A 13,352-nucleotide genomic window follows, 5' to 3' on the forward strand; every position below is an offset into this window, starting at 1 on the left:
GCGGCGTTGATGGCGAGCCTTCCTGCGTGCTCGGCACGGTCGTCGACATCACCGATATCCGGCGCGCCGAGATGCTGGCCCGGGAAAACGAGCGGCGTCTGTTTGACGTGACGCGCTCGCTGCCGGCGGTGGTTTTTCAACTGCGGCGCGACGAGCGCGGTCGCTACTCGTTCCCCTACATCGGCGGGAACACGCAGCAATTGCTGGGCCGTGACAGCGACACGCTCGCGAAGCCCGGCGAGACCGATCTGAAGCGCGTGTGGGCGGCAGACCGGCCGCGCGTGGTGGCTGAACTCGAGCGCTCGGCGCGCTCCGAGACTCCGATTCACATGGAGTTTCGCTCGGAAGGTTCGGACGGTCTGCGATGGGTACGCGCCGAACTGGTGCCGCGTCGTGAAGCGGCGGGCAGCGTGGTGTGGAGTGGGTACTGGGTCGATGCGAGCGCGGAGCACGCGCGCTCGGAGGAACTGGCACGGGCCCGCGATCTGGCCGAGGCCGCGTCGCGCGCCAAGGACGATTTCCTGGCGATGATGAGCCACGAGATCCGTACGCCAATGAACGGTGTGCTTGGCCTCGTCGAAGTGCTCGAACGCACGCAGCTGAATGCCGATCAGGGCGAAATGTTGGGCATGATCCATGAGTCCGCCGGCGCGTTGCTGCAGATCCTGGACGACCTGCTCGACTATTCGAAGATTGAAGCCGGCCGTTTGACCCTCGAGGCGGAACCGATCGACATGCGCGATCTGGTCGACAACGCCGTGGGGTTGCTCGCCGGTCGCGCGCACGAAAAGGGACTCAAGGTGCGCGTCGATATCGCGCCCGAAGTTGCGGCCAGTTTGCGCGGCGACAGTGTGCGTTTGCGCCAGATCCTGTTCAATCTGCTCGGCAACGCGATCAAGTTCACGCTGACCGGCGAGGTTGACGTGCGCGTCGCTATCGTGGAGCAGACACAACAGACGCAGACGCTTGAGATGAGCGTGGAAGATACCGGTATCGGTATCGAGCCAGAGGCTCAGGCGGCCTTGTTCGAGCCGTTCGTGCAGGCTGAATCGTCGACGACGCGGCGCTTCGGCGGTACAGGACTTGGCCTGACCATCTGCCGCAAGCTCATTGCATTGATGGGCGGGGCGCTCTACTTGCAGAGCACGCCCGGCGTAGGTACCCGCATGACCGTGCGCGTGGTGATGCCCATCGAGACGCAACACTATAAGGTCAGCGGTTTGCGTGGCAAGCGTGGGATCGTCGCTGTCTCCGACTCGCGTGTCGCACAGGCTCTGGTCCACTTTGGCCGGGCGCTTGGAATCGAGTTGCGGCAGGTCAGTCACGGCGCCGCAGAGTGGCGCGACCCGGCCGCGGTCGCCGACGTCGACCTGGTGTTCCTCGGCGAGCAGCTGGAAGTGCCCGCCGCCGTGCGCTCAGGTGCGCGCGTTGTCTATCTGACTGAAAAGCCCAAGCCTACCGGTTACCGCGTTCTGGACGACGCGGTGCGTGTGAGTATCAACCCCATCTCCTGGCGCGGGCTCGGTGCGGCATGCGCCGCTGCGCTCACCGGCTTGTCGGCTCCCGCGCCGCGTGCGCGGGAGTCTGCCGACGCGGCGATGGTGCCTCCCGACAGGGAGCGCGCCACCGCGAGCGGCCGGTTGATTCTTGTGGCGGAAGACGATCCGGTGAATCAGGAACTGATCCGTCATCAACTGGCCTTGCTCGGATTCGCCTGCGACGTGGTGAACGACGGCGTGGAAGCACTCGCCGCGCTGCAACAGACCCGCTACGGATGTCTGATCACCGACTGTCACATGCCGAACCTGTCCGGCTATGAACTCGCACGGCGCGTGCGCGAAACTGAAGAGGCCCGCCCTGGCGCCAGTGGCACATCGCATCTGCCCATTCTCGGCATCACAGCCAATACTGCGCCCGAGGATCTGAGCCAATGCCGCGACGCTGGCATGGACGATTGCCTTGTGAAGCCGACCCGTCTCGCGACGTTGCGCGAGCATTTGAGCCGCTGGTTCGGTGCAGAGATTGTGCGTGCAGTCGCGCCGGTCGAAGCGGTCAATACCGCACCGGCCGCCGAAGCCCAGGGTCAGGAGTCCGTCGAGGCGTTTGTGCCTGTGGATCTTTCTCACATGACGCAGTTGTGGGGCAGCGAGTCGACGGTGAAGGCGCTGCTCGATTCGTTCGTGACGTCTGTACGGGACGACGTTCGAGCTTTGCCACCGTTGCTCGAGCATGCGGATGTCGCGCAGTTGCGCCAATGGCATCACCGGGTTGTAGGCGCTGCGGGCGTGCTGCAGTACGCGCCGTTGCTTGCCGCGCTGGAGCAATACCGAAGCGGCCTCGGCAGCAAATCGCGGGAGCTGCTGCGCGCAGACGGCGTGGCGCTCATCAAAAAATGCAACGCTATGCTTGATGGGATCGAGGAGCAGGCCGCGTTGCTCGCATAGCGGCGAGGCAGTCATTCAGACAGCTGACAGGTGAGCGGTAGCTGACCCGCCTGGCTCGCTCCGCGTATTTCCTTCACGTTTTTCCAGGCGAAAAAAAACGCGACCGAAGCCGCGTTAAAGATTGGAGACATCCTTCGGTGAAGGAGTCACTTCTCGCTGACTGAAGCATAGCGCCAGGCAGCGATTTGATTGCATTCGAATCCCACAATTATCTATTTTCTGATTTTGTAAGAAACATGGGCGCCCGGCCCCCGCTCGCTAAGCCCCACGCCAGCCCTCGATTTACACTAGTATGGGTGGCGCCGTGCGCGGCCTATGTGTGGTGCGGCGGTGCACCAAGTCCGGAGAAAAAATATGAATGCAACTCGGAAACTGAGTCTGGGCGTTGTTTTTTGGGCACTGGCGTCGGGGATCGCCTTCGCAGACACAGTGGCGCTGAAGGCGGATCTTGAGCCGTCGAGCGAAGTCCCGCCGCGCGTCAGCCACGCACACGGCATGCTTGACGCCTCCTTCGATACGTCCACCAAGGCGCTGCAGTGGACGGTCACCTACGCGGAGCTATCGAGTCCTATCGCAGCCGCTCATTTTCATGGCCCAGCACCGGTCGGGCAGAACGCGAAAATTCAGATCCCAATTGACAAGAGCGCGCTCGCCAGCCCGATCAAGGGCTCTGCCACGTTGACGGATCAGCAGGTGACCGACCTGATGGCCGGTCAGTGGTATTTCAACATCCATACCGCGCAAAACCCGATGGGTGAGATCCGCGGTCAGGTGCGGCCTTCCAACTAGCCGTCCTTGCGCGTCCTACAGCTCTCCGCTAGTCCGCGGCGCAACAGGCGGGGTGTGCATGAATCGTCGGAGGATTAGAACCGCTCATCCAGCGGATCATTGCGCGAACCCACGTACCATGATGGTTGACCATTCATGGAGGGTGTCCCGATGAGTTGGCAAAGTGCGCTCGCATGCTGGTACCTGCGCCGGCAGTTTCGACCGGCCACATTGAAGACCGAGATTAGCGTCGAGGGCGCACGCGCCCTTACGGCGAAACGTGCGTGGTCACCGAAAGTGCCTGCGGGCTGGCGCTTGCGGGAACAATACGGCCCTGGCGAGACCTTGCGTGGCGAGTGGTTCGAGCCGGCCACCCGCAACGGCGGCGCAGCCGAAGCAGTCGACACCCCCACGATTCTTTATCTGCACGGCGGCGGTTATTACTTCTGCTCGCCTCGTTCCCATCGCTCAATTGTGTTCGGTCTGGCGACACGCTCGCGTGCATCGGCGTTTTCGCTCGACTATCGGCTCGCGCCTGAAGCACGCTTCCCCGCCGCTCTCGATGATGCGTTGGCAGCCTACCGGCAACTGCTCGCGAGCGGCAGGCCGGCGGAATCGATTGTGATTGCGGGTGACTCCGCCGGGGGCGGACTAGCTCTTGCGACGCTGGTCGCCTTGCGCGACGCCGGCGATCCTTTACCGGCAGGTGGCGTGCTGTTTTCGCCGTGGACCGATCTGGCCGCGAGCGGCGCGTCGATCCGTATCAACGATGGAGTCGACCCGATGTTCAGCGGCCCTGCGATCGGCCGGGCTGCGAAGCTATATCTCGGCGATACATCAGCGACGCATCCGTATGCCTCGCCGGTCTATGCCGATCTGCACGGCCTGCCGCCGCTTTTCATTCAGGCGGGTAGCACGGAAGTATTGCTGGACGATTCGCGACGGGTAGCGGAGAACGCGCGCAGCGAGGGTGTGCCGGTCGAGCTGCAGGTGTGGCCGGACATGCCGCACGTCTGGCAGATCTTCACGCCCTTCATTCCAGAAGGCCGCCGCGCGCTCGACGGCGCCGCCGGCTTTGTGCGCGAAGTGACCGGCCCGCGCAGCGCTCAACCGTCGAGTGCGATGTCGATGGTCTGATAGGCGGTCTTCACCAGTTCCGGGCCATACTGCCGCTCAAGCCTCCGCACGGTGAAATGGCCGTGCGCGACCAACTGGAAGTGGTCCATGAAGACGGTGTTGACCATCGCCCCAAGCACAGCGCCGATCGCCGGAATCGACTTGGCGGCGATCTGTTCGCTGACCTGCACGGAAAAGCGCGACGCGATCGTATTGAGCAGACGCAACAGCGCCGTCGACCCGTGTGAGGTGAAGCCTTTGGTCGCGATCTCCGCCGATGCTTTCGAGACCGCCTGCGCCAGCGCGCCGCGCATGATGAAGTAGCCGTAGTCGGCGTCGTCATCGGCTTTTGACGCGCCGCCCATTCCAAGTACGGTCAGACACTGCAACTGCGTGTCGATCGACGACAGGTCTTCGCCTTCGCTGCGTGCGATGTCGCAGATCGAGCGGAACATCAGCGTGGTCGTAACCGGCAATTCCACCGGCAGCGCGAACAGCCCGAACGCGCCGCCGGCCGCGCCGGTCGTCGCCACCGCGAACTTGTGCAGCAGATTGCTCGGCCGGTCGGGAATCGCAAGCGGCGGCGCGTCGGGGTCGTGCCGCCCGAGCGTGCGCAGCGCGAGCTGCAGGCACTTGCGCAACGCGAGCTGGGTTGCGTCGTTTACCTTCTCATTGGCGATGGCCGGCATCCGCGACAGGAGCTTTTCGAGCGGTGCACCGACGATGCTGGCCAGTTTCATCGCCAGAGCCGGGCTTTCCAGCTCGTGTTTCGCGCGTCGCAGCGCGCGCAGGTCCTCGGCGGACAAGCTCTGTTCGGCGAGCGAAGTGGACTCCATGTGCCTCCCTGTGGCGGGCAAATTCTTTAATTAGCTGATCGTCGGCGCATCGGATGAACGCCAACACAGCCAGTTTAGAGCGCCTTAACGTGCTATGATTCCCCATTGGTTGACGCGTCAACCGTTGCGCTATCAAAAAACATGGCTGTCCATACCGCTGCTCACCATTCGAGTGGGCAAGTTTTACCGTTCCGGGAATCGCTCATGGCGATGCTCGGCGTTTCCTTTGTGACGATGCTTGTTGCGCTCGACCAGACCGTGGTCGGCACAGCGCTGCCTACGATCGTCGCAGAGCTCAAAGGCTTCGAGCTTTACGCGTGGGTCGCGACGTCGTACCTGCTGACCTCGGTCATCACAGTGCCGGTCTTCGGACGTTTCGGCGATTACTACGGGCGCAAGCCGTTCGTCATCGCGTCGATCATCGTTTTCACCGGTGCCTCGGTGCTCTGTGGCATGGCGAACAGCATGCTGTTCCTGGTGCTTGCGCGTGGCCTGCAGGGTATCGGCGGCGGCATGCTGGTCGGCACTGCCTTCGCCTGCATTCCCGATCTCTTTCCCGATTCGGTTGTGCGTCTGCGCTGGCAGGTGCTGATGAGTTCGGCGTTCGGCATCGCCAACGCCGTTGGGCCGTCGCTAGGCGGTTTCCTCACGCAGTACTACGGCTGGCGCTCGGTGTTCTACGTCAATCTGCCGGTCGGTCTGCTGTCGCTCTTCTTCGTGTGGCGTTTTCTGCCGCATTTGCGGCACGTCGAGCACAAAGGCAAGATGCGCCTCGATTGGCCGGGCGCCTTGCTAATCGCAATCTCGCTCGGTTGTCTGCAACTGTTCGTCGAAATGTTGCCCAAGCACGGCGTGTCGCTGACGACCGTCGCGTTGCTGGTCGCAAGTGTGGCGTCTGCATATGGACTGTGGAAATGGGAGCAGCGTTGCCCGACCGCCATCCTGCCTGTCGATATGTTCCGCAATCGCAGCCTTGCCGCGCTGTTCACGCTGGCGGTGCTCGGCGGCTTCTCGATGTTCTCGTTGCTGTTCTACGCACCGTTGCTGTTCCAGGGTGGCTTCGGCATGTCGCCGAAAGAAGCGGGCCTCGTGATTACACCGCTCGTCGTGTTCATTACGATCGGTAGCATTGCCAACGGCCGGATCGTGTCGCGTGTCAGCAATCCGAATCTGATGCTATATATCGGCTTCACGCTGATGGCGTTGTCATGCCTCGGCGCGGTGGTAGCAACGCGTGCCATGCCGGGATGGCTGCTGATGTCGTTCATGGTGCTCGGCGGTCTGGGACTCGGTTTCGTGATGCCGAATCTGACTATCTTCGCGCAACAGACGGCGGGTCGCGAACATCTCGGCATTGCAACGGCATTGCTGCAATCGCTGCGGATGATTGGCGGGATGATCGGGACGGCGCTGACCGGCACGCTCGTCACGCATATGTACGCGAGCGGCGTGCGCAGCGCGCTGGAACACGATCAGGCGACGCAATGGTTCCCGGATATGGGCGACCCGCAAATTCTCATCAACCATGATGCCCAGGCCACGCTGCTCGCTCAGTTGGCGCATGCCGGACACAATGGCGCGATGCTGCTCGAGTCGGCGCGCGAATCGCTGGTGTCGGCGATTCATCTGGGTCTCGCGGTCGCCGCGATCGTCGCAGTGGCTTCGATCTGGCAAAGCCGCCGCGTGCCGCCTATCAAGTTAAAGCGGCAGGTCGAGCCGACTATCCTCGCTGATTGATTTTCGAACACCCGCGTCATCGGAACACCATGGAACAACAGGATCGCGTCGCCATCGTTCAGCAGTTCGGCCGCACCTATCGGGCGTTCATGTCGGCGTTCGAGGCGCAGGTGGGACATCCCATGCCACGCTGGCGGGTGATGCTGGCGTTGCACGACCAGGGCGGCGAGTCATCGCAGAAGCGTCTCGTCGAGCGGCTGCGCATCGACCCCGGCGCCTTGACGCGGCAGTTGAAAGCGCTCGAGGTGCTCGGCTGGATTTCGCGCAGCATGGACGAGCGCGATAACCGCATCACCAATGTGCGGCTCACGGAAACCGGGATAGCCGCGACCGAAGAGGCGCTGCCGCGCCGCACCGCATTCCTCAATGACACGATGGCCGCGCTGCCGGACGAGGCGCTTGCGGCGCTGTCCGGTGGGTTGCGAATGCTCGAAGCGCGGATCGGCGAAGTGCTCGCTCAGAAGAACGTCTCAATCACTTCCGTGACCTGATACGAAGGATTGACCACCAGCAACTGACGCCACTTATCGAACGTCAGACAGGGGTGCGAGATGTCGAACGCGATCATGTCGCCGACCTTCAGATCGGCGCCCGCAGGAATCCGCAGATAGGCGTGTTGATCCATCATGCCGAAGATTTCCCAACCCTCGTTGGCCGCGATTTCGCGCGGCGCCTCAGTGCCCGGGCGATAGTGCTTGGCGGGTTCCGGCATGCCGGCGTCGAACGCGGAATCGCGCTTGCCCAAACCGATGATGGCGCGGTCCGGCTCCGGAATCGACTGCACGTAGGCCCACAACTGCAGCGCCGGCAACAGCCCTTCACCCATCTTTTTGGCAACCGGATTGCGCGCAAAGATATCCGTCTGCGCTTTGCGGTAGACGCCGACGTCATGCGTCAGATAGCAGCCTGGCCGCAACACTACTTCGACCTGGCCATCCGCCGACGCCTTCACGAATTCTTCCGCGACCACGTCGTACCAGGCCGAACCTGCGCCAGACAGAATGGCCGGCGTGCGCGCAAAGCGTCCTTCGTCAACCAGCGTGCGCGTGATGGTGACTGCGCTTTGCAGAAACTCGCGGACTTCGTGTTCTTCTTTCAGCACACCTTCGTACAGCTCCACACCGGCGAGCTTCAGCGCATCCGGATAGCGCGCGATTGCGTCCAGTACAGCGGTGCGTTGCGCTTCGTCGCGCACGCCGGTGCGGCCGCCTGGCACGCCGAGTTCAAGCAGGACGTTCAGTGATTTACGCACCGAGCCGAAGAACTTGCCGAGCTGCTCGGCGCCTTCCACTGAATCCACGAGACAAAAGAATTCGAACTCCGGATCGCTGAGCATCTCGGCGATCATCAGCATGTTGCGGCGGCCGACCAGTTGATTGGCCATCAGGATGCGCGACACACCGCCGTGATAAGCGGCCCGCACCTGATGCGCGGTGGCGAGCGTAATACCCCACGCGCCGGTTTCGAGCTGACGGCGAAACAGTTGCGGCGCCATGGTGGTCTTGCCGTGCGGCGCGAGCTTGACGCCGTATTCGGCGACGAACGCCTGCATCCATTTCAGGTTGTGCTCGATACGGTCCGCGTAGAGCACGGCAGCCGGCAGGCTCACATCTTCGTTCAGCAGATTCCATTCGAGGCGGCCCGCGTCCATCAGCTGGATACTGGTGCCCGGAACCATGCCCAAGCCCTTGCTATAAGGATCAATCGTTGCGCCCTGATAGTTTGTAACTTTCATGTAATCCTGCTCCATCGTCCAGATAAATCACTGCGAAGTTGACTTTCACATGTTACCGAAAGTAGCATGTTTCCTGAAATGTTATTTAGTACCACGGCGCTGGCGCCCGTTGGTACAAGTTGCCGTAAACGGTGTCGCGCGTTGCAACGGTCCTCCCGATCTTTCCGGTTTTCCATGAATTCCAGCGCTGAACCGCTTACTTTCGATATCGTCGCCCGCATCGCCGAATGCGCGCCGGAGCTGCGTTCGGCCGAGCGCAAGGTGGCCTCGCTGATCCTCGACGACCTGACGGGTGCCTCGCGCGCGAGCATCGGCGCGCTGGCGCAGCAGGCCGGCGTCAGCGTCGCCACCGTCACGCGCTTTGCCAAGGCGGTGGGCTGCCGCGACGTCCGCGAACTGAAGTTGCGGCTTGCCCAGGCCGCGGCGGTAGGGCAACGCTTCCTGCAAGGCAGCGCGACGGCCGACGCACCCGAGCCGCTCGCTACCCGCGTGTTCGACGAAGTGCAGACCGCGCTCACGCACAACCACCAGTTGCTGTGCCAGGCACCCTTGGCCCAAGCGGCCGCCGCGCTGCGCGAGGCGCGCATGATCTACGTGTTCGGCATGGGCGGCGGTTCAACCGCGCTTGCCGATGAAATGCGCTTTCGTCTGGTGCGTCTCGGCCGACCCGTGGCAACCTACCAGGACGGCTTGTTGCAACGGATGGTGGCGAGCACGGTATCGCGCGAATGTGTCGTGATTGCGTTGTCGACCACCGGGCGGGTGCCCGAAATGGTGGAGAACTGCCGCATCGCGCGCAGCTACGGTGCGACGCTGATTACGCTGACGGCGCCCGCGTCGCCGCTAGCGCGGCTGGCAGACTGGGTGATTCCGATCGTCGCGTTCGAAACCGATTTCATTTACAAGCCATCGTCATCCCGATACGCGATGATGATGGCGCTTGACGTGCTCGTCACCGAACTTGCCGTTAGTCAGGGCGATGAGAGCCGCGAATTGCTGCGCCGCATGAAACACGCGCTCGATGCGCACCGCGGCGGCGGCGACCGACAACCGTTAGGAGACTGACCCATGCATTCGCATCCCGAAGCGGCGGATACGCTGATCATCGACGCTCAACTGTACGACGGCACGGGCGCACCGCCGGTCGAACGCGACGTGGCGGTGCGCGACGGCAAGATTGTGGCGATCGGCAACCTGTCGAACTGGCTGGCCGAAGAGATCGTCGAAGCGAACGGTCGTGCGCTGGCACCTGGCTTTATCGACGTCCACACGCACGACGACACCCACGTGATCCGCGCGCCGCAGATGCTGCCGAAGATCAGCCAGGGGGTGACGACAGTGATCGTCGGCAACTGCGGCATCAGTGCATCGCCGGTCGCATTGAAGGGCGATCCACCGGATCCGATGAATTTGCTGGGCGGGCGAGACGCGTTCAACTATCCGACTTTCGCTGCGTACGTGGAAGCAGTGAACGCGGCGCGTCCGGCGGTGAATGTAGGCGCGCTGATCGGACACACTGCGCTGCGCAACAACCACATGGATCGCCTCGACCGGGCGGCGAGCGCGCAGGAAATCGAAGGGATGCGGGCGCAACTCGAAGAGGCCCTGAAACACGGCGCGCTCGGCTTGAGTTCTGGGCTGGCGTACGGCTCGGCGTTCGCCGCGCCGCCGGAGGAAGTGATGGCGCTGGCCGAGCCGCTGGCGGCGGCGGGCGCGCTGTACACGACGCATATGCGCTCGGAGTTCGACACGATTCTCGACGCAATGGAAGAGGCCTACCAGGTGGGCCGCCACGCACGCGTGCCGGTGGTGATATCGCATCTGAAGTGCGCGGGGCCGTCGAACTGGGGACGCAGCGCCGAGGTGCTGAAGTCATTGGAGGGCGCACGTCGCCTGCAGCCGATTGGCTGTGACTGTTACCCGTATAACCGCAGTTCGTCGACGCTGGACCTGAGGCAGGTGACAGGCGAAATCGACATCACGATTACGTGGTCGGAACCGCATCCCGAGATGGCAGGCAAGCTGGTAAAGGAGATTGCCGCGGAGTGGGGCGTGACGCAGCAGGAGGCGGGCAAGCGCTTGCAACCGGCGGGGGCCGTGTATCACAACATGTCGGAGGAGGACGTGCGGCGCATCTTGTCGCATCCGGCGTCGATGGTAGGTTCGGACGGCTTGCCGAACGATCCGTTGCCGCATCCACGGTTGTGGGGCGCGTTTCCGCGGGTGCTGGGGCATTATGTGCGCGATGCGGGGTTGCTGCCGCTGGAGGAAGCGGTGCGGAAGATGACGGGTTTATCGGCGCGGCGGTTTGGTTTGACGCAGCGTGGCGAGGTGCATATTGGGTATCACGCGGATCTGGTGTTGTTCGATCCGGCGCGGGTGCGGGATGCGGCGACGTTCGATAAGCCGCAGCAGCAGGCCGACGGGATTGACGCAGTGTGGGTGAATGGCGTGTTGTCGTATCGGGATGGGCAGCCGACCGGTGAGCGGGCGGGACATTTTGTGGCGCGTGGTGAGGCATCGAAGGCGGATGCGCACGGCGCGTTTTGAGGGTTTGTTTTTTTGGGTTTATTGATGCGGCGCGCTGTTGTGCTTTGATTTGCGTGCCGCTGGATCTTATAGGGAGTGTTTGTGATGAAGCGATATGGCGTTGAGGGTGGCAAGGGGACCGGTGGGCAACATATGCCGTTCGCGCGTGCGGTTGAGGCGGATGGCTGGTTGTTTGTGTCTGGGCAGACGCCGATGGAGAATGGCGAGGTGATCGAAGGCGGGATTGTGGCGCAGTCGCACAAGGCGATTCAGAATGTTTTTGCCATTCTCAAAGAGGCCGGCTATGGCGCCGAGCATGTGGTTCGGTGTGGGGTTTGGCTTGATGATCCGAGGGATTTTGCTTCGTTTAACAAGGTGTTTCGGGAGTATTTTGGGGAGAATCCTCCGGCGCGGGCGTGTGTGGTTTCTAGTATGGTGATCGACTGTAAAGTTGAGGTTGATTGCGTTGCTTATAAGGCGGCTAAGGGTTAAGGGTTGGGGTTTGGGGATTTGCCTGCGCGGCGCTTGGTTGTGTTCTTGCGGTGTTGGCCTTTCCTTGGTTTCTTAGTGGTTTGCTAGCGTTGCCCCTGTGCGGGGCGGCACCTACTTTTCTTTGCCGGCCGCAAAGAAAAGTAGGCAAAAGAAAGCGGGCTTCACACCGCTAGCTTGTAGGTGTCCGCCACTAAGCTTAAAAACGGAGAGGTCCGAGACGAGACCTGCCCTCGCACCACTCCCGTTAGTGAAAAAGGACTCATCCGTTCCAGCGTCGCGCTACGCGCCCCGCCGTCGGGCACAGCGCCTTCTGCATGTTATGTAGGAATTCTAATGTTATCGCGGTTGTCGCTTTCCTGAAAGTGGACATGGTTGCCCTTTATCGCTTTAGCTGACAAACGGCGCTTCGAGGAAACGGCACATCTCCAGCCGGCCTCTGCCTTCCGAGGAAATTTTCTGCCGACCAGGGCGGCCAAGGCGACCACCTCGCGAAAGACCACGCCTTCCCAAGCAGACCCATCCGCGACGCACGCAGTGCGGAGTGGGGTGGATGAGTCCTTTGTCACGAAGAGTGAGAGTGCGAGGGGCGATTTCGTGCACGGACCACTCCGGCGTGAAGTGAGTGGCGGACACCTACAAGCTGGCGGTGTGAGCCCGCGTTCTTTGCTTAGTGCCGCCCCGCACAGGGGCGAAGCTAATAGACCACTAACAAAGCAAGGAAAGGCCAACACCGTAGGAACACCAACCCAACAAGGCGCCGCAGGCCACCACAAAACCCAAAGCGTAAGCGCCGCCCCCACCAAAATCTAATGAGTAATGCTCAACTCCCCCATAAGCCGCGCTAATATCAGCGCATGGACCTAACCCTGCTACGAGCATTCGTCACCGTCGCCCACGAGGGCAACCTCACCCGTGCCGCGGTGCAACTCCATCTAACCCAACCAGCCGTCAGCCTACAGATCAAACACCTGCAGGAAACGCTAGGCCTAACGCTGTTTACCCGTACATCACACGGCCTCTCACTAACCCGCGACGGCCAGGCGCTCCTCCCACACGCAGAACGCGCACTCACCGCCGCCAGCGACGTAGACCGCGCCGCCGCCTCACTACGCCACGAAGTGCGCGGCCACCTGCGCATCGGCACCATCCTCGATCCGGAATTCCTCCGCCTCGGAGGCTTCCTCAAGCAGCTCGTCGAGACCTGGCCGCACATCGAAACAGCCCTGCGCCATGGCATGTCCGGTTGGGTGCTCGAGCAGATCCGCACAGGCGAGCTCGATGTCGGCTACTACATCGGCCTGCCATCAGACGACGAAACACGCGACAGCGCCACGTTCCACGCCGTCACCCTGACGCACTTCCAGTACCGCGTGCTCGCGCCCGCCGGCTGGAAAGACCGTGTGAAAGGAGCCCGCGACTGGCGCACCCTCGCCGCCCTGCCCTGGATCTGGACGCCGCCCGCCTCCGCCCATCATCGGCTTCTGTCGCGCCGCTTCGCCGAGGCCGGCGTCAAGCCTGTTAAGGTGGCTGAGGTCGATCAGGAGCCGTCGATGCTCGATCTGGTCAAATCCGGCGTCGGCCTGACCCTCGTGCGTGACGCTATCGCCATCGCCGAGGCCCATGCGCACGCGCTCACCATCGTCGAAGGCGTGACGGTGCCGACCCAGTTGAGCTTCGTCACCCTAGCCGCCCGCC

At 62.6% G+C, this 13,352-nt stretch carries 11 protein-coding genes; 9 read left to right on the forward strand and 2 right to left on the reverse strand.

Annotated elements, in window-relative coordinates; all coding sequences use genetic code 11:
- From M0954_RS03830 to M0954_RS03840, 3 genes are all read left to right on the forward strand, one after another.
- Positions 1 to 2,444: ATP-binding protein (locus M0954_RS03830; RefSeq protein ID WP_297351729.1), on the forward strand; the 2,444-nt coding region annotated here is incomplete at its 5' end.
- Between the two features lie 354 nt (positions 2,445 to 2,798).
- The gene (locus M0954_RS03835) at positions 2,799 to 3,233 is read left to right on the forward strand and encodes a CHRD domain-containing protein (RefSeq protein ID WP_123385349.1); all 435 of its coding nucleotides are present in this window, start codon (positions 2,799 to 2,801) and stop codon (positions 3,231 to 3,233) included.
- A 150-nt stretch (positions 3,234 to 3,383) separates the two neighbouring features.
- On the forward strand, positions 3,384 to 4,349 hold the full coding sequence (locus M0954_RS03840; protein WP_122153357.1) for an alpha/beta hydrolase: 966 nt from the start codon (positions 3,384 to 3,386) through the stop codon (positions 4,347 to 4,349).
- On the opposite strand, the gene M0954_RS03845 is transcribed toward M0954_RS03840, so the two are convergent.
- Positions 4,319 to 5,164 carry an EcsC family protein gene (locus M0954_RS03845; protein WP_122153358.1) on the reverse strand — a complete coding sequence of 282 codons (846 nt, stop codon included), beginning with the start codon at positions 5,162 to 5,164 and terminating at the stop codon, positions 4,319 to 4,321. The two genes, M0954_RS03840 and M0954_RS03845, sit on opposite strands and share 31 nt — an antisense overlap.
- A gap of 141 nt (positions 5,165 to 5,305) precedes the next feature.
- Here M0954_RS03845 and M0954_RS03850 point away from each other — a divergent pair, with 141 nt between their 5' ends.
- On the forward strand, positions 5,306 to 6,901 hold the full coding sequence (locus M0954_RS03850) for an MDR family MFS transporter (protein WP_297351731.1): 1,596 nt from the start codon (positions 5,306 to 5,308) through the stop codon (positions 6,899 to 6,901).
- 29 nt (positions 6,902 to 6,930) lie between these two features.
- Entirely contained in the window at positions 6,931 to 7,392 is a 462-nt protein-coding gene (locus M0954_RS03855; RefSeq protein ID WP_133892781.1) for a MarR family winged helix-turn-helix transcriptional regulator, read from the forward strand.
- Here the strand turns inward: M0954_RS03855 and M0954_RS03860 are convergent.
- Positions 7,359 to 8,636 carry an amino acid deaminase gene (locus tag M0954_RS03860; protein ID WP_297351733.1) on the reverse strand — a complete coding sequence of 426 codons (1,278 nt, stop codon included), beginning with the start codon at positions 8,634 to 8,636 and terminating at the stop codon, positions 7,359 to 7,361. The two genes, M0954_RS03855 and M0954_RS03860, sit on opposite strands and share 34 nt — an antisense overlap.
- 174 nt (positions 8,637 to 8,810) lie before the next feature.
- Here M0954_RS03860 and M0954_RS03865 point away from each other — a divergent pair, with 174 nt between their 5' ends.
- The 4 genes from M0954_RS03865 to M0954_RS03880 all read left to right on the forward strand — a co-directional run.
- On the forward strand, positions 8,811 to 9,701 hold the full coding sequence (locus tag M0954_RS03865; protein ID WP_297351734.1) for a MurR/RpiR family transcriptional regulator: 891 nt from the start codon (positions 8,811 to 8,813) through the stop codon (positions 9,699 to 9,701).
- A gap of 3 nt (positions 9,702 to 9,704) precedes the next feature.
- Complete coding sequence (locus tag M0954_RS03870; protein ID WP_133892783.1) at positions 9,705 to 11,186, forward strand: amidohydrolase family protein; 1,482 nt, start codon at positions 9,705 to 9,707, stop codon at positions 11,184 to 11,186.
- 84 nt (positions 11,187 to 11,270) lie between these two features.
- A complete protein-coding gene (locus tag M0954_RS03875; RefSeq protein ID WP_122153364.1) occupies positions 11,271 to 11,657 on the forward strand; it encodes a RidA family protein in 387 nt (128 codons plus the stop codon).
- An 854-nt stretch (positions 11,658 to 12,511) separates the two neighbouring features.
- Positions 12,512 to 13,352 (forward strand): LysR family transcriptional regulator (locus M0954_RS03880; protein ID WP_297351736.1); only part of this gene is annotated, 841 nt, incomplete at its 3' end.

The sequence above is a fragment of the Paraburkholderia sp. genome (assembly GCF_026225065.1).
Classification (GTDB): Bacteria; Pseudomonadota; Gammaproteobacteria; order Burkholderiales; family Burkholderiaceae; genus Paraburkholderia.

What these genes read in the sequence shown, in the direction of transcription:
- M0954_RS03835 (WP_123385349.1), top strand. Translation starts at nt 2,799, where the DNA reads ATGAATGCAACTCGGAAACTGAGTCTGGGCGTTGTTTTTTGGGCACTG.
- M0954_RS03840 (WP_122153357.1), top strand. Translation starts at nt 3,384, where the DNA reads ATGAGTTGGCAAAGTGCGCTCGCATGCTGGTACCTGCGCCGGCAGTTT.
- M0954_RS03845 (WP_122153358.1), bottom strand. Translation starts at nt 5,164, where the DNA reads ATGGAGTCCACTTCGCTCGCCGAACAGAGCTTGTCCGCCGAGGACCTG.
- M0954_RS03850 (WP_297351731.1), top strand. Translation starts at nt 5,306, where the DNA reads ATGGCTGTCCATACCGCTGCTCACCATTCGAGTGGGCAAGTTTTACCG.
- M0954_RS03855 (WP_133892781.1), top strand. Translation starts at nt 6,931, where the DNA reads ATGGAACAACAGGATCGCGTCGCCATCGTTCAGCAGTTCGGCCGCACC.
- M0954_RS03860 (WP_297351733.1), bottom strand. Translation starts at nt 8,636, where the DNA reads ATGAAAGTTACAAACTATCAGGGCGCAACGATTGATCCTTATAGCAAG.
- M0954_RS03865 (WP_297351734.1), top strand. Translation starts at nt 8,811, where the DNA reads ATGAATTCCAGCGCTGAACCGCTTACTTTCGATATCGTCGCCCGCATC.
- M0954_RS03870 (WP_133892783.1), top strand. Translation starts at nt 9,705, where the DNA reads ATGCATTCGCATCCCGAAGCGGCGGATACGCTGATCATCGACGCTCAA.
- M0954_RS03875 (WP_122153364.1), top strand. Translation starts at nt 11,271, where the DNA reads ATGAAGCGATATGGCGTTGAGGGTGGCAAGGGGACCGGTGGGCAACAT.